The organism is Sorangiineae bacterium MSr11367 (assembly GCA_037157805.1).
Lineage (GTDB): Bacteria > Myxococcota_A > Polyangia > Polyangiales > Polyangiaceae > Pendulispora > Pendulispora rubella.
In genome coordinates this window covers 11620304-11637190 of sequence record CP089983.1, presented here as the reverse complement: position 1 = coordinate 11637190, position 16887 = coordinate 11620304, and the positions used below count along the sequence as shown (strand labels likewise).

18 protein-coding genes are annotated in these 16887 nt (G+C 65.4%); 7 read left to right on the top strand and 11 right to left on the bottom strand.

Annotation, left to right across the window (positions count from 1 at the left end; all coding sequences use genetic code 11):
* Positions 1-6 precede the first annotated feature (6 nt).
* Positions 7-498: a DUF1440 domain-containing protein gene (locus LVJ94_45240; protein ID WXB04101.1), complete on the top strand. Its 492-nt coding sequence runs from the start codon at positions 7-9 to the stop codon at positions 496-498.
* 6 nt (positions 499-504) lie between these two features.
* Here LVJ94_45240 and LVJ94_45235 read toward each other — a convergent pair whose 3' ends face one another.
* Genes LVJ94_45235 through LVJ94_45225 form a run of 3 tightly spaced genes read right to left on the bottom strand, consistent with a single transcriptional unit; the run spans position 505 to position 1915 of the window.
* Positions 505-954: a universal stress protein gene (locus LVJ94_45235; GenBank protein ID WXB04100.1), complete on the bottom strand. Its 450-nt coding sequence runs from the start codon at positions 952-954 to the stop codon at positions 505-507.
* Between the two features lie 47 nt (positions 955-1001).
* Positions 1002-1409, bottom strand: coding sequence for an HIT family protein (locus LVJ94_45230; protein ID WXB04099.1), 408 nt, complete (start codon positions 1407-1409; stop codon positions 1002-1004).
* Positions 1410-1426: 17 nt separating this feature from the next.
* Positions 1427-1915: a hypothetical protein gene (locus tag LVJ94_45225; protein WXB04098.1), complete on the bottom strand. Its 489-nt coding sequence runs from the start codon at positions 1913-1915 to the stop codon at positions 1427-1429.
* 125 nt (positions 1916-2040) lie between these two features.
* On the opposite strand from LVJ94_45225, the gene LVJ94_45220 reads away from it, so the two are divergent.
* Positions 2041-2259 carry a hypothetical protein gene (locus LVJ94_45220; GenBank protein WXB04097.1) on the top strand — a complete coding sequence of 73 codons (219 nt, stop codon included), beginning with the start codon at positions 2041-2043 and terminating at the stop codon, positions 2257-2259.
* Between the two features lie 43 nt (positions 2260-2302).
* Here the strand turns inward: LVJ94_45220 and LVJ94_45215 are convergent, their stop codons facing one another.
* Positions 2303-2659 (bottom strand): four helix bundle protein, encoded by a 357-nt coding sequence (locus LVJ94_45215; protein WXB04096.1) that lies wholly within the window; start codon positions 2657-2659, stop codon positions 2303-2305.
* Positions 2660-3137: 478 nt separating this feature from the next.
* Here LVJ94_45215 and LVJ94_45210 point away from each other — a divergent pair, with 478 nt between their 5' ends.
* Complete coding sequence (locus tag LVJ94_45210) at positions 3138-3494, top strand: four helix bundle protein (GenBank protein ID WXB04095.1); 357 nt, start codon at positions 3138-3140, stop codon at positions 3492-3494.
* A 163-nt stretch (positions 3495-3657) separates the two neighbouring features.
* On the opposite strand, the gene LVJ94_45205 is transcribed toward LVJ94_45210, so the two are convergent.
* Positions 3658-5232 carry an L-lactate permease gene (locus LVJ94_45205; protein WXB04094.1) on the bottom strand — a complete coding sequence of 525 codons (1575 nt, stop codon included), beginning with the start codon at positions 5230-5232 and terminating at the stop codon, positions 3658-3660.
* Positions 5233-5293: 61 nt separating this feature from the next.
* On the opposite strand from LVJ94_45205, the gene kduI reads away from it, so the two are divergent.
* Both kduI and kduD read left to right on the top strand, forming a co-directional pair.
* A complete protein-coding gene (gene kduI, locus LVJ94_45200) occupies positions 5294-6130 on the top strand; it encodes a 5-dehydro-4-deoxy-D-glucuronate isomerase (GenBank protein ID WXB04093.1) in 837 nt (278 codons plus the stop codon).
* A gap of 16 nt (positions 6131-6146) precedes the next feature.
* Positions 6147-6899 carry a 2-dehydro-3-deoxy-D-gluconate 5-dehydrogenase KduD gene (gene kduD, locus LVJ94_45195; protein ID WXB04092.1) on the top strand — a complete coding sequence of 251 codons (753 nt, stop codon included), beginning with the start codon at positions 6147-6149 and terminating at the stop codon, positions 6897-6899.
* On the opposite strand, the gene LVJ94_45190 is transcribed toward kduD, so the two are convergent.
* A complete protein-coding gene (locus tag LVJ94_45190) occupies positions 6848-7918 on the bottom strand; it encodes a Gfo/Idh/MocA family oxidoreductase (protein ID WXB04091.1) in 1071 nt (356 codons plus the stop codon). The two genes, kduD and LVJ94_45190, sit on opposite strands and share 52 nt — an antisense overlap.
* Before the next feature lie 93 nt (positions 7919-8011).
* On the opposite strand from LVJ94_45190, the gene lepB reads away from it, so the two are divergent.
* Positions 8012-9058: a signal peptidase I gene (gene lepB, locus LVJ94_45185; protein WXB04090.1), complete on the top strand. Its 1047-nt coding sequence runs from the start codon at positions 8012-8014 to the stop codon at positions 9056-9058.
* 112 nt (positions 9059-9170) lie between these two features.
* Positions 9171-10184, top strand: a complete 1014-nt coding sequence (locus LVJ94_45180; GenBank protein WXB04089.1) for a hypothetical protein — start codon at positions 9171-9173, stop codon at positions 10182-10184.
* 2 nt (positions 10185-10186) lie between these two features.
* Here LVJ94_45180 and LVJ94_45175 read toward each other — a convergent pair whose 3' ends face one another.
* The 5 genes from LVJ94_45175 to LVJ94_45155 form a co-directional block, all read right to left on the bottom strand.
* A complete protein-coding gene (locus LVJ94_45175; protein WXB04088.1) occupies positions 10187-11134 on the bottom strand; it encodes an alpha/beta hydrolase in 948 nt (315 codons plus the stop codon).
* 79 nt (positions 11135-11213) lie between these two features.
* A complete protein-coding gene (locus LVJ94_45170; protein WXB04087.1) occupies positions 11214-12017 on the bottom strand; it encodes a transporter substrate-binding domain-containing protein in 804 nt (267 codons plus the stop codon).
* Positions 12018-12032: 15 nt separating this feature from the next.
* Positions 12033-14321, bottom strand: coding sequence for an NB-ARC domain-containing protein (locus LVJ94_45165; protein WXB04086.1), 2289 nt, complete (start codon positions 14319-14321; stop codon positions 12033-12035).
* Positions 14318-15964, bottom strand: coding sequence for a DUF255 domain-containing protein (locus tag LVJ94_45160; GenBank protein WXB04085.1), 1647 nt, complete (start codon positions 15962-15964; stop codon positions 14318-14320). Before LVJ94_45160 ends, LVJ94_45165 begins: the two co-directional genes overlap by 4 nt.
* Before the next feature lie 79 nt (positions 15965-16043).
* Positions 16044-16871, bottom strand: coding sequence for a hypothetical protein (locus LVJ94_45155; protein ID WXB04084.1), 828 nt, complete (start codon positions 16869-16871; stop codon positions 16044-16046).
* Between the last annotated feature and the right edge of the window lie 16 nt (positions 16872-16887).

Below are 16887 nucleotides of genomic sequence, written 5' to 3'. Positions count from 1 at the left end.
TATCGAATGGTTCCGCGTGACAAGGAAGATTGGAATCGCATTCTCAGCGGGGGTGTTGCGGCCGGCGTGTTTGGCGGCATCGTCGTCGCTTTGTTCGGCCTCGCGGCCAACGTGCTCGAGGGCCGCGATTTTTGGCTCGCCTTCAAAGGCGCCGGCGTACCGTTTCTCGGCGAGCGCGCCATGCAACCCGGGTTCGATCTGGAGGCCGTGATCGTCGGGGCGCTTTCGCACATGGCGGTATCCATCGCGTGGGCTGTTCCGTTTGCGATGCTGGTCTACGGGCTCACCCGCGGAACGACGCTGGTATCGGGTGTGCTCTGGGGATTCATCGTCTGGGTCGGAATGTATTACGTGCTGTTGCCCATGCTGGGGTTGCAGCAAATCCCTGCGAGCGTGCCGGTGGGCATGGCCATCGTGGAGCACGTGGTTTTCGGCGTGGCGGTGGCCGTCGGGTTCCTACCGTACCAACGACTCAAAATGGTGCTGCCCGCGCATTAGCCGCGGCTATTGCGGTGTGGGCTGCTCGCGCACGGTGAGCACGGGGACGGGCGAGAGCCGCACCAGCTTTTCCGCCGTGCTCCCGAGAAGTGCGCGCGACACGCCGCGACGGCCATGCGTTCCCACGACGATGAGGTTCGCCGAGAAAGACTCGGCGACCTCGAGGATCGTCTGTGCGGGCTCTCCCGGATGAAGGAGCCGCTTGGCCTGCGACGGTGCCTCGATGCGCGTGAGCCACGCTTCCAGCGCGCGTGCGGCCGCCGTCTGCACCTCTTCGACGGGAAGGAGCGACGTGAAATCCGGATACGCGCTGTAGATCGTGGCAGGTGGGGCGAAGATATGGACAAAGGCGAGCTCCGCACGCAGGCTGCGCGCGAGGGAGGCTGCCGTGTGGGCCGCGGCCTCCGAGGGCTCGTCCAGGTCGGTGGCCATGAGGATGCGCTGGAAGGTGCTCATGCCTCCAAGGTGCTCATGTTTTCCGCGATTGGCAAATTGCCGGATGGCTAGAGCCGTTCGCGGATGCGTGCGGCGACGCCGTCCGTCTCTTGGTCGGACGCGTACTTGGTTCGCGGCCAGAAAAAGCCTTTGAGGCCGTCCCCTTTTTTGCGCGGCACGATGTGCATGTGGAGGTGGGGAACGCTTTGGCTGACGCGGTTGTTGATGGCGACGAAGGTCCCCTCGGCCTCCATGGCCGATTCGACGGCACGGGCGATGTCTTGCGCCACAGCGAAGATCTTGGCTGCGGGGTCGCGCGGCAGGTCCGTCATGGTGGCCACGTGCGTGCGTGGAACGAGGAGTACGTGGCCGTGGAAGAGCGGCTTCTTGTCCAGGAACGCGAGGAAATCCTCGTGGTCGTACACGAGGGACGCGGGGAGTTTGCCGCTGATGATGTCGCAGAAGATGCAGGCCATACGGCCTTCGAGGTTAACTAACCGCGCGCGGCGACGCGAGCACCGTTCGCCGCGGGAATGCGGATTCCGGCGGTGCGCTCGTCGAGCCACGCCCGCCGTTCGGCGGTGTCGGCGGCGATTTTCTCGAGGAGGGCCTGGACATCGCGCGGGAGCCCGCCTTCACCGAGAACGGCGTGAAGCTTCTGCTCGTGATCGGCTTCGGCGGCCGCCAGCATCTGGAACATGGCGTCGTCGGCGTCGACGAGGGCGCCGATGCGCAGGGCGGTCTTCGGCTTCGCCCCCCTCCACGGCCGTCCCCACGTTCCTTGCTTGGCGAGAACGCGCGCGTGCACGCGAACGAGCTCGCGTGCGGCGTGTTCGCATCCGCGCAGGCATTCGCCGCAACGCCGAATGTCCGGAATGGCACTTGCCCGAATCACGACGGCCTTGTAGGCCGCGATGGCATCATCTTGCGACGCGAGCAGAGTTTCGATGGCCGAAATCATGGGGGCTGGGGGTGGAGGCATTCGTTTCTCCTTCGAGGCTTCAAGGTGGGCGAATCCGAATAAAGATTCCATTGAAACAGCCCGCCCGGGCGCGCCCCGCGTTTTTGCGGCGCCTTTATGCGGGGGCCCGCAGATTGATGCTCGTCATGAGCCCATCGTCGCGTTTTTCGTGCCCCATGGTTCAAGTCGTTCGCATCTCGAGCCCGCCGCTGCATTTCCACGTGTGCCGCTTCGCCGACGCATGGAGGCTCTCCGAGGAAAGCGGTGCCTTCGGCGGCCTCTTCACGAGCATCGACGCCGCGCTCGCCTACGCCCACGACGAATCCCGCCACGCACCAGGCTCGTCCACGGTGATCGACGAGTAGAACCGGGAGCCGGACGTGCCGTCCAGCTCCCGTACCTTACGCGCTACCGCCGCGCACCAAGGCGGTGAAGCATCGCCGCAACGCGGTCGAGCAATTCGTCGCCGGCTTCGATTTCGCTGCCTTGGACGTAGCCCCAGGCAACCGCGATGCGCAAAGCGGCGCGTGATTCGCTATTCGAGCCCGCAGCCGTCGAGAACCGCGCGATGCGGTGGCCATCTTGGCTGCGGTTGCCTTCGGCAAGGTTTAGGGCCACGGAACTGAGCGCCCTCCGAAGTTGCTCGCCAAGATCGCGATCGTATCGCCGGATGCTTGCCACGGTGGGTCGAAGCAGCTCGATAGCCTGAATCGCGAGCTCAAGGACATGAAAGCCAGACGAGAGGTGGGGTGTTTTTGCTTGCATGCCCCCCCCCTCAGCGAAAGAAGCGTGACAGCGCCCCCGCCTTCAAACGCCGCCGAACGACGGGGCGCTGGCGCGCTTCTTTCGCGCCCGGGCAGGCAAGCAAAAACACCCCACCGATCCGTCAACCATGTCCTGCCCTGCTCCCATCGGCGTCGGCGTCGGCGTTCGGCATCGGCGTCGGCGTCGGCGTCGGCGTTCGGCATCGGCGTCGGCGTCGGCGTCGGCGTTCGGCATCGGCGTCGGCGTCGGCGTCGGCGTCGGCGTCGGCGTCGGCGTGCGTCGGCGTTCGGCATCGGCGTGCGTCGGCGTTCGGCATCGGCGTCGGCGTCGGCGTCGGCGTCGGCGTTCGGATTGAATACCGGTGCGGTGGTTCGGTTTTGCTTGCACGCCCGGGCGCGAAAGAAGCGTGCCAGCGCCCCGTCGTTCGTCGGCGTTCGAAAGCGAGGGCGCTGTCACGCTTCTTTCGCTGGGGGTGGGCATGCAAGCAAAACCGAACCACCGCCCCTATGATTTTCATCTCCTCGAATGTGCGCTGCGCGCCATCGAGTTTCTTCGGCCTACGATTGCCCATATTCGGCGATGCGACCGTGACCTGGGCGAGCAGCTTCGACGGGCGCTCAGCTCCGTCGCTTTGAATGTCGCCGAAGGCAATCGCAGCCAAGGTGGCAATCGCATCGCGCGGTTCTCCACCGCTGCGGGCTCGAACAGTGAATCACGCGCCGCTTTGCGCGTTGCGGTCGCCTGGGGCTACGTCCAAGCGAACGAAATCCAAGCCGGCGAGCAAATGCTCGACGAAGTTGCCGCCATGCTTCACCGGCTTGGCGCCGCACGGTAGCACACGCAGGACGACGGGAGCTGGACACGCTGTCCAGCTCTCGTCGTTCGATTCAGATTCAGATTCAGATTCAGATTCAGATTCAGATTCAGATTCAGATTCAGATTCAGATTCAGATTCAGATTCAGATTCAGATTCAGATTCAGATTCAGATTCAGATTCGCTAGGGGACCATCCAGCCCAGAATGGGGGTCGCTTGCAGGTAGACCAACACGCACATGAAGAAGAGCAGCAGGATGCTCCAGCCGAAGACGCGGCGGAATAGTTCACCCTCTTTGCCTACGAGGCCGACGGCGGCGGTGCCGACGGCGAGGTTTTGCGGCGAGATCATCTTCGCCATGACGCCGCCGGAGCCGTTGGCGGCGCCGAAGAGGATGGGGGAGGCGCCCAAGGCGTGGGCGGCGGCCATTTGGGAGCCGCCGAGTAGCGTGTTGGAGCCGACGTCGGTGCCGGTGATGGTGACGCCGAACCAGCCCACCACCGGTGAGAGGAATGCGAAGAAGGAACCGGCGCCGGCGAGCCATGAGCCCAGGGTGGCGATTTGGCCGGAGAGGTTCATCACGTAGGACAGGCCGAAGACGGCGACGATGGCCAGAATGGCCCAGCCGAATTGGCGGATGGTTTGCCCGTAAATGCGAACGGCGGTTGCGGGTTTGATGCGCAGGACGAAGAGGGACAGGATGCCCGCGAGCATGAGCAACGTGCCCGTGGCGGAGGCGATGCCGAAGACGTAGGTGGTGGGCACCGCCTTGCCGGCGGGGCTCACGATGGCCAGGCCTGGCCATGCGGCGGACCAAGAGCCCTTCTTGAGGAACGTCTTCACCGATTCGATTTGCGCAATCGAGAATACCAGGACGACGATGGCGTAGGGCGCGAAGGAGGCCAGGATGGCGCTGCGGTCGTCGTCGCGTTTGCGTGGGGTGGCGCCTGCGGGCTGCCACACTTGAAGAAGGGCGAGCATGGCGCCCGCGGATACGATGGCGGCGATGATGTCGCACAATTTGTACGAGAGGTAGTTCGACACCACGAATTGCGTGATGCCGAAGCTTGCGCCGGCGACCAATGCGGCGGGCCAGGCTTCGCGCAGGCCGCGCTTGCCGTCGGCGATGTAGATCAGGACGAAGGGGACGAGGGCGGCTAGGATCGAGACTTGGCGGCCGGCCATTTTTCCGAATTCGTCGACGGGGAGGCCGGTGATGACGCCCAGGGCGGTCACTGGATTGCCCAAGCCGCCGAAGGCCACCGGGGCGGTGTCGGCGACGAGCGACAACGCGGCGGCCTTCATCGGATCGACGCCGAGTGCGATGAGCATCACGGAACAGATGGCCACTGGTCCGCCGCCGCCCGCGAGCGCTTCGAGGAGCGCGCCAAAACAGAACGCAATGACGATGCCTTGCACGCGCGTGTCGTCGCTCACCGAGCTGAAGGCACGACGCAGCACGGCGAAGTGCCCGCTATGGACCGTCAGGTTGTAAATCCAGATCGCGTTGAACGTGATCCAGAGGACGAGGAGCACGCTTTGCGCAACGCCGAAGAGTCCCGCGTGGAGTGCGACGCCCACCGGCATGCGGTAACCGAACATGGCGACGAGCAGCGCCAAAGCGAGGGCCACCAGTCCTGCCCAGTGCGCTTTCCAGCGAAAGCCACCCAGCAGAATTAACACCGCAAGAAGCGGCACGAGCGCCAATGACGCGGACAATGTGAGCGATCCCGTAGGATCGAGGACCTGTTGGTACACCGGTTACCTCCCGCATTTTCTTAAGAAAAATTCCTTACGGTGTCGAGCAAAACATAGTTTCATGTCGACCATGGAGGTTCGACACAATACGCACCCCACCCAACTGACCAGCTTCGACACAGCGCAGCTACGCGCGCATTATCTCGTCGAAAATCTGTTTCAGGCAGGGGAAATCCATACCATCTACAGCCACGCCGACCGGGCGGTGCTCGGGGGCGCCGCGCCGCTGCCCGGAAAACCGCTGCGGCTGGCCGCGGAAGATCCCCTGCGTTCGAAGTACTTTTGCGAGCGTCGCGAGCTGGCTGTCGTCGTGGTGAGCGGCAAGGGACGCGTGCAGACCGATGGCTACGAGCACACGTTGGGGCATCGCGATTGCGTCTACATCGGCCGCGGGACGGAACGCATCGAGTTCCATGCGGACGCGGAGGGGACGCATTTTTACCTGTTCTCCACGTCGTCGCACGCGAATTTCCCCACCGTCGTGGCCCGCTACGCGGAAACGAACGCCGTGCGCATCGGCACCAAGGGGCGCTCGAGCGAGCGCACGATTCGAAAGTTCATCCATATGGATGGCATTCGTTCGAGCCAGCTCGTGCTCGGCATCACCACCTTGGCCGAGGGCAGCGTGTGGAACACGATGGCCCCGCACACGCACGATCGACGCACCGAGTGTTACCTCTATTTCGATTTGCCGCCCGAGGAGCGGGTCATGCACCTCCTCGGCCAGCCCAACGAGACGCGCAACCTGATCGTGGCCAACGAGCAGGCGGTCATCTCGCCGAGTTGGTCGATCCACTGCGGCGCTGGCACGCACCCGTACTCGTTCGTGTGGGCCATGGGTGGGGAAAATCAGGCCTTCGATGACATGGATCCCGTCGCGGTGACGGAGCTACGCTGATCTTCAGGAGACGACGATGAATCTATTTTCCCTGCGCGGACGTACGGCGCTGGTGACGGGTGCGCGAACGGGAATCGGTCGCGCCATTGCCGTGGGCCTCGCCCAAGCTGGGGCCGACGTGGTGCTGCTCGGCCGCGAATCGAACCTCGACGAGACGCAGGCCGCGGTGGAAGCCGCCGGCTCGAAGGCCGAGCAAGTCGTGGTGGATCTGACCAACCCCGACGCCATCGAGCCCGCGCTCCGTGCGCTTCTCGAGCGGCGCAAGGTCGATGTGCTGGTGAACAACGCCGGAATCATCCACCGCGCCGACGCTGCGTCGAGCGCCCTGGCCGATTGGCGGCGGGTGATGAGCGTCAACCTCGACTCCACCTTCGTGCTTTGCCAAGCCGTGGGCCGTCCGATGCTCGAACGGGGCGCCGGCAAGATCGTGAACATTGCCTCCCTTTTGAGCTTTCAGGGTGGCATTCGTGTTCCGGCGTATGCCGCGAGCAAACACGCGGTGGCCGGCCTGACCAAGGCCCTGGCCAACGAATGGGCGGCGCGGGGCATTCAGGTCAATGCGATTGCGCCGGGCTACATTCGCACGAACAACACGACGGCGCTGCAGGCCGATCCCGAGCGCGAGCCAGCTATTCGGGCGCGCATTCCGGCGGGGCGCTGGGGCAATCCGGAAGACTTGGTGGGGGCGGCCGTGTTCCTATCGTCGGCGGCGTCGGACTACGTCAATGGGCATGTGCTCACCGTCGACGGCGGGTGGATGGCGCGCTGAGTCCGACTTTCGCCCTCGTACACACGGAAGATGGCCGCGTGCGCGATAGCGACGTCGCGCACCGAGGGAAAGTGCGAGGACGCGCCCGGGATCATGCCCTCGCGGAACGACTCGAGGGCGCGGCCGATGAACGGGACGAGCAGCGGGCTATGGCCCACGCCCTCGACTTTGTCCGCGAGCGCTTGCAGCACGCGCTGCTTGGCCGGATCGGCGGCGACGAACTCGACGGCGTTGGCGGTGGGATCGGCCTCGCTTCCCGCGATGGCGGCGGTCACGCCGGCGCCGCAGAAGGTGAGGCGCGTCTGGTCCATGCCCGCGTCGAAGGTGATGCGCAGGCTGGCGAGTGCGCCACCGCGGAAGGCGATGTCCAGCGCGGCCCGTGTTTCCACCTCGATGCCCGCCGCGTACCCGAGTGTGCCATGCACTTCGGCAACGGGCCGATCCAGGGCGAAGCACACGGCGTCGAGCGCATGGATGCCCACGGAGAGCAGCGCACCGCAGCCCCATACGTCGTAACGGTCGCGCCCTTCGGCGAAGTAACGCGCGTCGCGGTGCCAGGCGAGATCGATGGCCACGCTGGGCGTGGGGCCCAGGAGGCCTTCGGCAATGGCGCGCCGCACGGTGCGGATGGCCCGGCCCGCCCGCCATTGGACGATGGGCACCGTGAAGGGCAGCTTCTCCAAGCGCATCATTTCATCGCGGGTCATGGCCACCGGCTTTTCGACGAAGAGAAGTCGATCGGAGGCGGCGCAGAGCTCCGCCTGCTCGACATGGATGCGCGGCGGGCTGCAAATGCTGACGCACCCGATGTCCGGATCCCGGGCGACGCCGTCCAAATCATCGAGCACGCGCGGTCCGCCCACGAGCTCCGCAAAACGGCGCGCCTTGTCGCGATCGGGGTCGTACACCGCCAACACGGGCACCCCATGCGCGCGAAACGATAGGCCATGGAGCAACCCCGCCGCCCCCGCACCCACGATCAGCGCCCCCCGATTCGAACCTTTGGACGAACTGTGCATACTCCGAGCCTGCCGCGGAGGCGGCGCCTGCGCTACGGACGTGGGCTGACATCAAATGACAGCGCCCCGAACGGGCCGTAGACTGCGCTTCCCATGGGGCGCAATCGAGAGCCGCGGAGCCGGGTACTGGCGTTCGTTCTGTCGTTCATCTTCTTGGGGGCGGGGCACGCCTACCTCGGGCAAACGCGTCGGGCACTTGGGCTTTTTGGCGTCGGGTTCGCGTGCTTGGTCATCGCGGGAGGGCTTTTGGCCCTTTCCGGCGCGGTGACCCTCGCGGGCGTGTTGCTCGCGATAATGACCCTCAGTCTGTATCGCCTCGTGCTCGCGGTCGACACCCTCCTGATCCCGGAGGAGCGATTCGTTTACCATTCGCGGGGGCGTGTATTCCTTTATGGCGTCGGTCTGGCCGCGACGGGGCTGACTCTGTCGCTGCTCACGCGCGCATTCGTCCTCGAAGCCTTCAAGATTCCCTCGGGGGCGATGACGCCGACGCTCCTCGTGGGCGATCATCTCTTCGTCAACAAATTGCAATATCACCTTCGGGAGCCGGTACGTGGGGAGCTCGCCGTATTTGCGTTTCCTGAGAAGCCCGAGCAGGATTTCGCCAAACGGGTCATCGGGCGTGGTGGTGACAAGATCGAGGCCAAGCTCGGGCACCCATGGATCAATGGCTGGGAGGTCCCGCATTGCCCGTTGGGCACGGCGAATGTTCTGGAATGGGCCGCAGGCGAGCCTCCGCGCACGTATGACTTCGAGGTCGAGTTTCTCGAAGGAACGTCGTATTTGACGGCCTACGACACGATGGGGGGAGGCCTTTTGGACCACCAAGGGCCGTTCGCGGTTTCCCCGGGTGAGTCTTTCGTGATGGGCGACAATCGACACAATAGCCACGACTCGCGCCTGTGGTTCGGCGGACAAGGGGGCGGTGTTCCGCGCGATCTCATGCGCGCGCCGGCCGTGTTGATTTGGTTTAGCACCAACGATTTGGGCATGGACTGGAGTCGGATCGGCCGCTTCCTCGATGGGCGGTCGCTTTCGCTGCCTCCGCAGCTGCACGCGCTCCAGCCGCAATTCGAGAAATGCATGAAGGAAGCGCCGCCCTTCGAGCGCACCGTGCCGCCGTCGCGCGTGGATCTCTGACGGCCCATGGGCCGATTCAACCTGCGCGTGACAACATCTGGCGCGCGCAGGCATGGAATGCGCATCCGTGACGCTTGTTCCCATTGGTACGCTCCTCGCTCATGGGTGACGCATGAAACTCACCATGATGGCGTTGATCGGGGCGTCGTTGCTGGCTTGTGCCGCGGATGAGCGTTTCGAGTCGGAATATGACCACGAAGAGGAAAATGCTCGGGTGACGCCGTCGGCGCTGGAGGCCGCGCCATTGCCCTTGGGGAAAACGAACTTCGCCATGGCCATTGGCGGATTGCGCACGAATTCGAAGACGAACTGGGTGCGCCTCGGGCTTTACACCTTTTCGGCGAACGGTACCGTGTCGGAGCGGCATTGGCATTGGTCGCAAAGTACGCGCGTGAACCGTTCGTACACCGGATTCGTCGCCAGCGGGTGCGTGGCGCGTGCTTGCAATGTGCAAACGGCGAATGGCTACGATTCCACCGGGGCGTCGGAGACCCTGAGTGGAACCTACAGCGTCAGTGGCACGAAGCTGCACATCGCCTGGAGCAGCGGCCAATGGGAAGATTGGACGCTCGGCTCCTTGGCGGGCGGCGCTCTGGCCAACGTGGAGCTCGCAGGCAACGATTTTGGCGCCACGCACGGCTACGGCAACGGCAGCAACGCTGCCTGGAACGCGCGGAAATCCGCAGCGACCATCGCCGCGGCGGACCATACGAGGCTGGTCCATCGGTTCGATTTGTGGAAGACGAACGACACGAACTCGACCCCGTTCATCGACCACGGCGACGGCGCGCCCTTCTGGGTCACCGGCTGGTCGAAATGCAGCGGCGGCTCCTGCCTCGGCGCCCGAACGGGAAGCGCGACCACCGGCACCGAGTATTACGTCGCACCGGCCAATTCCCCAACGGGCCATCGCCGCGACACCTTGTGGCATTGGCGAATCCCATTGGCCGACGCCCGCGGCGAGACTTGTTATACGGGCAATTCCCATGTGAAGCCTTTGGTTCAAATCGTGGACGACAACGGCATTTTCCATGGCTGGGTCGGTGTCGAGGCCTCCTTGAACCAGACTGCACCCAGCCAGGGCGTCCTCGCCGACGACATCGGCGTATTTCGTATACTGGGCTGATCTTACGTCTCGAGGCGATCGAGCCACTCGTTCATGAGGGCCTCGAAGAGCGTGGGTTGCTCGATGAGCAAGTTGTGGCCGGCGCGGTCGACGACGGTGTAGGTTCCGCGCGGGTAGTTTTCCATGATGCGGGCGGCGTCCCGGTAACCCACCACGTTGTCCTGACGGCCCACGACGACGAGCACGGGCTTCATGAAGCGTTGCGGGAGTGCGTCCACGGCGAACGAGAAGGCATAGCGCTTTTGCAGCCGCTCGAGGAATGGTCCGTCGGCCGCGCGGATGGCCGGTAAAATGGTGTCGCGGAATCGCTTCCACGTGCCCTCGCTTTGAATGACCGCGATGGCCTCGTATTCCTTCGCGTCGGCAGGCGCGAGGGATGCCACGAGGGAAGGGGATTTGACCAACACGTTTCTCGGAGGCAAATCCCTCGATTGAAAATCCGCCACGACCGCCGGGCACAGAAGGGCCATTCCGTCGAGTCGATCGGACCTTCGCGCGAGCACCCCACGGCCCAAATATCCGCCATAGGATTGCCCCACCAGGGCAAATCGCTGATCGGGAAGAAGCACGTCGACGAGGGCGAGCACGATGTCGAGCATGTCGTCCGCGGAGGCGACGAAGTCCGCGCGCGGCGTTTTGCCCATTCCCGGCAAATCGAAGTAGATGCGTTGCCATCCCCCGCGGCGCGCGAAAAGCGGCTCGACGCTGTCGATCATCATCCGATGGTCCACGCCAAAACCGTGCAGCATCAGCAGCGGCCGGCCTGTGCCGTGCACTTCACAATGAATGGGGATCCCGCGCACCGTGACCGTTCGCGCAACGGGCGCGGCCACGGGCGGTGCGGCGGCGGCGCGAACGGGCGGGCCGGTGGGATGGCCGTTCATACATCCGACCAGCGGTGCGGCGGTGGCGCCAAGAAGAAATTGCCTGCGGCCTTTGGACAGATGCATGCGAACCCGCCAACGGGCCGTGGAGGCCGGGTATTCCCGGTCCAAGGCGCCACCGTCGCAGCTACCTTTTTCCAGACGCTCAACCCAGCCAGGGCTTGGCGATGCGCGCGTAGGTGCCGTCGTGGCGGGTGAGGTTGAGCCATTGGTTCACGTAATGCTGAAAGGCGGTGTCCCCCAAGGGCAGGAGGTAGGCCTTTTGGCTGAAGGTGAATGGCTTTTGCGGCTGCACGGCGCAGAGTTCGGGGTTCTGTTTGGCCTGCCATTGGGCCTCGGCGCTGTCCGTGATCATCAAGTCGGCGCGACCCGCGGCGATTTCGTGGTGAATCGTGTTGTTGTCTGGGTGCAGGATGACGTTGGCATTCGTCAGGTGGGCACGGACGAATTGCTCGTTCGTGCCACCCGGATTGACGATGACCTTCACCTCGGGGCGGTTGATCTGCTCCACCGTCTGAAAACGCGATTCGTTCTCGCACCGCGTGATCGGCACTTTGCCGTCGTCCAGGTAGGCGTCGCTGAAGAATGCCAACTTGGAACGCTCCAGCGTGATCGAGATGCCGCCGACCGCGATATCGCACTTGGAGGTGAAGTCTTGCACGAGGTTCTTCCAGGTCGTCTGCACCATGGTCCGGCGCACGCCGAGGCGGTGCGCGAGATCGTCGGCCATGTCCACGTCGATGCCGCTCCACGTGGAGGTGCCCGCCTCGTAGAAGGTGAAGGGGCGGTAGTCTCCCGTGCTGCACACCCGAAGCTCGCCGCGGTTGGCGATCTCCTGCAGGCGGCTCGTGGGCGGAGCGGTTGCGGTGTCGTGGGTGCCTTCACATGCGGAGATCAAGGACGAGACACCCAGGAGTGCGGCGAAGAAAACGAAGCGAGCGGAAGCCATGAGGTTCGAGCGTCATCATAGCGCATCGCCTCGCACGACGTGGGCCGCGGGGTCGAGCAAATAGCCATCGTCGCGGGTCACGAGAATGGGTTCCAGCCCGAGTTTGCGCAGCCTTCGGATCCCCGTGTAGACGCGCAGCATGCCCGCCTCGTAGCGAACGCGCTCGCCGGGCCACCCCGCCTCGAGCAGATCCACCGCGGAAATGGCGTGCCCTTTGTCCGTCGCATGCAGCGTGGTCAATGCATCGAGGATGCGCCGGACTGGACCGTGTCGGGTCAAATCGGTGCGCGTCCCATCGGGCAGCACCACCCATCGCGCTTCCGGGCCCACCTGCCACTGCGGCGTGGGATCGGCTGCTTCACGCTTCGGCACGTCGGCCGCGTTCGTCGGGGAAGGCGCGGAGAAGCGCGCCGCATGCGCGACGGTGTCGCACAACGCCGCCGGCACGTGGGCCTCCTCGGCGTAGCGCCGCGCGGTCTCCAGCGCGGTGCGCGCATCGTCGTCGTGGCCCGCCGCCGACGCGAGCTCCGCCACGCGAAGCAGATCGAGCGCCGCCCGCCACGCGCGGCCCGCCGCGTGATGCGCCGCCGCGGAGGCCCGCAGGTCGTCCATCGAGGGCGGCGCGCTCTCCGTCTCCAGGTTGAGGCCCATCAAGCTGGCCATCTCCACGACCTTGAGGCGCCGGATCGTTTCGCCCGACGTCACGTGCAGCGCGTGCGCGGCCGCGAGGAACACGTGCGCGCGATCGATCTCGCCGCGCAGCGCACGCGCAATGCCCTGTGCCGCCAACGCGTCGGCCTCCCCGCGTGCATCGCCCGCGGCATGGTGCTGCTCGAACGCGCGCCCGAGCGCTTCCTCGGCCTCGTCGATGCGGCCCAGTGCAAGACGCGCCCAACCGAGACTGCGCAGCACCTCCGCCTCGAGGGGCGAACCCTGGGCGAGCCCGAGTGCCTCGCCCAGCGTCTTCTCGGCCTTGTCGGGCTGCCCGAGCTCCAGGGCGATGCGCGCACCGAGCACGCGCGCCCGCACACGCAATGCCGCATCGCCCGAGGCATCCGCCGCGCGGTGCGTGAGCGTGATGCACGGGTTGTGAAGGTCGATCGCGTTTCGGAAGAACGCGAGATCGGCCAGCGACACACCGATGCGCGCGGCTATCTCCGGCGTGCGCGTGACCTCGCGATCGAAGATGGCCAGCAGATGGGGCAAATCCGCCTCGAGCTCGTCGAGGGCCTGCGCACCGCCGGCGCCGTACGTGCGCGCGGCCATGTGCTCGGCGCGCCCGAGGTAAAACATCGCGTGACGCCGCTCGATTTCCTCGCGCGCGGGCAGTGATGCGAGCTTCGACCGCGCGAACGCGCGCAGCGTCTCCAACATGGATAGACGCGCCGGCCCGCGCACGCCGAGGCGCGTGGCCAGCGATTTGCGCAGCAGCGCCGAGGCCACGTCGATGGGATCGCCCTCGAGCTCCGGACCGACCACCGCCTCGAAGGCCTCCAAGGTGAGCGGCCCCGTGAAGGCACCGAGGCACGCGAACGCTTGCCGCTCGTCCGGTCCCGAGAGCTCCCACGACCATTCCAGCGTGCCGGCCAGGGTCAAATGCCGTTCGCGCAGATCGCGCCGGTCCGATTTCAAAATGCGGAAGCGCTCCTCCAGGCGGACGAGCAGCTCCTTCGGGCTCATCACGCGCACGCGGCTCGCCGCCAATTCGATGGCCAGCGGAATCCCATCGAGGCGCTCGACCAGCGGACGAATGTCCTCGCCCTCCGTCTGGGCCGCACGCGCTTCGAACATGGCCACGGCGGCCTCGAGCGGCAGCGGCTCCAGCGCGCGGACGTGCTCCTGCGCGATGCCCAGCGGCTCGCGCGTGGTGACCAAGAGCCGGATCTCCGGCAACGCCTCCCGGCACGCGCGCGCGAACGACGCCGCCTGCTCGAGCACCGCGTCGGCATCGTCGAGCACGATGAGGATCGGATCGTGGCTGCGCAGCGCATCGACCAGCCTGGTGAGCGAGTCGTCCTCCTCCGATTGAGCGGTGCGACCCAGCTTGATGCCGAGCGCGCGCGCGATGGAACGCGAGACGTCGCGGCTGGCCGAAAGGCCTACGGTGCGCGTCGGCCAGGTTTCGCGCAGGCGAAAGGCGGCTTCCTCCGCGAGGCGCGATTTTCCGATGCCTCCAGGTCCGACCAAGGTGACCAGGCGCAACCCGCGCTCGAAGCAAGCCACGACGTCGTCGCACACGGCGTCGCGTCCGAACATCGGCTCGCGGGGGACCTCTCTCGATGCATGCGGCGTCGTGCGTGTCATTTTCTCGGGGGCGAGCTTATCTCGTCCACGAGCGAGAGATAATCCCCGATGAATCGTCCGGCGTCCTTGATGCGCTCCGGATCGGTCCAGTAGCGCAGGCTCTTGTCGATGGCTTTGGCATACGCCGCCTCCGGCGCCGTCCCTTGCAGTTTGCCGCGCAATTCGACCAGGAATCGCAGCATGAGCATGTTCTCGCTGAACGGTTTGCGCCGGCGCTGAAAGACGCCCACCGCATCGGGGTCTTTCGTGTGCGTGTAAAACCCGCCTTGGTTCGGGTCGTACAACTCGGCCATGACGAAGTCGGCCACGCGCTTGGCCGCCGCCAAGGTCGTCGCATCCGGCTCCACGTCGTGCAGGCGCGCCAGCGCATGGCCAAAGGCGGCTTGGTCCGCGAGGTGGAGCAGGCGAGGGGGTTCCGCTTCGATGCCGTGCGTGATGCCTCCGCGCGGCCCCGCATGGGTGGTGGCCACGCGCGCGCTCGCCCGCTTGGCGATGGCCAGCGCGGACTTGTCCCCCGTGGCCTCGTACAAGGTGACGTAAGCCGCAATGGCCAAGCCGCCGTCCTCCGCGTACTCGTTGGGGTCCACGCGCGGGATGCCCAAAGCACGCCGTTCGCGGTCGCCCAATCGAAAATAGTCGTGGCCGTCCATGAAGCGTTTTCCGCGGTCGTGGGCGTTCAAGTCGGCATCTTGCGTTCCGTGGAATCCGCCCTCGGGGCTGATCATGAAGGCGCGCAAATACCGATCGATGTCGCGTGCAGACCGCAACCACCGTTCATCTTTGGTGAGCGTGTACGCGGTCGCATAGTCGGCGAGCGCGCCGGCGTTGAACTCCATCAATTTCTCGAAGTGGGGATGAACCCAATCGGGCGCGACGGAATATTGATAAATGCCACCCCAGACGGGGTCGATGATGTTCCGTTGTTTCTCCAGCACGGTGAGCGCATGCTCCCGCAATCGAGCATCGCCCCGGGCGGCGCGCTTCAATGCAAATTCGGTATTCTCGTGGATGGGGACCTTCGGCTCGACGCCCCAGCCGCCCTCCTTGGGGTCCCAATATTCTTCCAATTCGACCTCGGCCCAGCGTGCCGCCAAGGCCAACGTTTCCGCACCGAGCGGCGTATCCGAGGTAGGCCGCTCCGCGTCGGCCGACCCCGCGCGCGCGGCATTCGGGCCGGCGGCGACCACGGCTGCGAGCAAATCCGCGAATTCTCCTGGCGCCAGGTACCCGCGGTATTTGCCCAGCTCTTCGCCATCGGGCGAAAAGATGACCGTGGCGGGCCATCCCCACGCGCGGTATCGCTCCTCGATGTCGGGCCGCGCATCGACATCGACCTTGGCGGCGATGAAATGCCGCGCGAGCACGGAGGCCACGTTGGCATCGTGGTAGGTGGTCGACTCCATGACATGGCACCAGTGGCACCATTCCGCGGAGCCATCGAGCACGATGAATCTGCGCTCCCGTTTCGCCCGCTCGAAGGTGCGCGCGTCGAACGCTGCCCAATCCAGGGGCTCCTTGGGTGAAGCGTCCGGGCCGTGGCTCGGCTCTGCCCGATGGGCCACCCGCGGCGGCTGCGCACTGGGCGCGCAGCCTGCGAGCGCAGGGCAAAGGATAGGCGCACACCCCAGAAGCAAGACCCGCATGAGTTGAGATGCCATCTTCTTGGGCATGTACGAACGTGCGCCCCGATCGGTTCCGCCTCAATGCGAAGCCTGCGCCAGGTTAGTCGCGATTTTCGGGCCACTGCTCGCGCAGCGTGCAAAAAACATCGGACCCCGTGATCCGTCGCGCGCCATCTTTGCCCACGCGGCGTGCCAGGTCGGCTTCGAAGTCGTTCAGCTCACGGGTCTTGGCCAGAAAGTAGCCTTCGAGCGGCATTTGCTGCGCGGAGGCTTCCGCGCGCGTGCCGGCACGTATTTCGGCCACGTGGCGGAATACGTCACTGTGTTTGCGCGCTTCCGCGTCGAGCAGCGCCTGGCAGTACTCGGGACCAATGCGCTCGACCACGGCGGCATCTGCGCCGAGCACCTCGGCACAGGTCACACGCGTGGTCTCCCATGAGCGGGCGTTCGCCGCATGGTAGGCCTCGGCAACCGCCTGCCCGTCGCGCGCCTCGAGCCCGACCGCTTTCAGATCGCTCTCGGCGGGCGTCCAACCTTTGCTCATCAAGCACGGTCGATTCAGCTTCACCACGCCTTGCTGCGCGAGCTCGCGCCACTCGGTGCCCGTTGGTTCGAAACCGTGAATAGGCTCGGCCGGCGCGGGCACGTTGTCGACGTGCTCTACTTCCACGGCAGCGTTCGCGTCGTTGGGCTGCTCCCTCTCGCGTTGCGCCAATCGGTCTTCGCAGCGAATGAGCGAGTCCGCGAGCGATTGCCGCATGTCGTCTACGGCCGTTCGAGGGCGATCCTCATCGCCTTGGCTCGTGGTGTGTGCATGGGCGGCCGGGCGGTGTGCGCTCCGCGCGCGTCCAAAGACACTTTTCCCTTCGTAAACCGCAACGGTGGATAGCACCCCGAGCGCGCCCGCGATGGCAAAAATCTTGATCATGGATACCTCGAGCCAG

Coding starts and splice junctions, on each gene's coding strand:
- LVJ94_45240 (WXB04101.1), top strand. CDS start 7: ATGGTTCCGCGTGACAAGGAAGATTGGAATCGCATTCTCAGCGGGGGT.
- LVJ94_45235 (WXB04100.1), bottom strand. CDS start 954: ATGAGCACCTTCCAGCGCATCCTCATGGCCACCGACCTGGACGAGCCC.
- LVJ94_45230 (WXB04099.1), bottom strand. CDS start 1,409: ATGGCCTGCATCTTCTGCGACATCATCAGCGGCAAACTCCCCGCGTCC.
- LVJ94_45225 (WXB04098.1), bottom strand. CDS start 1,915: ATGCCTCCACCCCCAGCCCCCATGATTTCGGCCATCGAAACTCTGCTC.
- LVJ94_45220 (WXB04097.1), top strand. CDS start 2,041: ATGAGCCCATCGTCGCGTTTTTCGTGCCCCATGGTTCAAGTCGTTCGC.
- LVJ94_45215 (WXB04096.1), bottom strand. CDS start 2,659: ATGCAAGCAAAAACACCCCACCTCTCGTCTGGCTTTCATGTCCTTGAG.
- LVJ94_45210 (WXB04095.1), top strand. CDS start 3,138: ATGCAAGCAAAACCGAACCACCGCCCCTATGATTTTCATCTCCTCGAA.
- kduI (WXB04093.1), top strand. CDS start 5,294: ATGTCGACCATGGAGGTTCGACACAATACGCACCCCACCCAACTGACC.
- kduD (WXB04092.1), top strand. CDS start 6,147: ATGAATCTATTTTCCCTGCGCGGACGTACGGCGCTGGTGACGGGTGCG.
- LVJ94_45190 (WXB04091.1), bottom strand. CDS start 7,918: ATGCACAGTTCGTCCAAAGGTTCGAATCGGGGGGCGCTGATCGTGGGT.
- lepB (WXB04090.1), top strand. CDS start 8,012: ATGGGGCGCAATCGAGAGCCGCGGAGCCGGGTACTGGCGTTCGTTCTG.
- LVJ94_45180 (WXB04089.1), top strand. CDS start 9,171: ATGAAACTCACCATGATGGCGTTGATCGGGGCGTCGTTGCTGGCTTGT.
- LVJ94_45175 (WXB04088.1), bottom strand. CDS start 11,134: ATGCATCTGTCCAAAGGCCGCAGGCAATTTCTTCTTGGCGCCACCGCC.
- LVJ94_45170 (WXB04087.1), bottom strand. CDS start 12,017: ATGGCTTCCGCTCGCTTCGTTTTCTTCGCCGCACTCCTGGGTGTCTCG.
- LVJ94_45165 (WXB04086.1), bottom strand. CDS start 14,321: ATGACACGCACGACGCCGCATGCATCGAGAGAGGTCCCCCGCGAGCCG.
- LVJ94_45160 (WXB04085.1), bottom strand. CDS start 15,964: ATGCGGGTCTTGCTTCTGGGGTGTGCGCCTATCCTTTGCCCTGCGCTC.
- LVJ94_45155 (WXB04084.1), bottom strand. CDS start 16,871: ATGATCAAGATTTTTGCCATCGCGGGCGCGCTCGGGGTGCTATCCACC.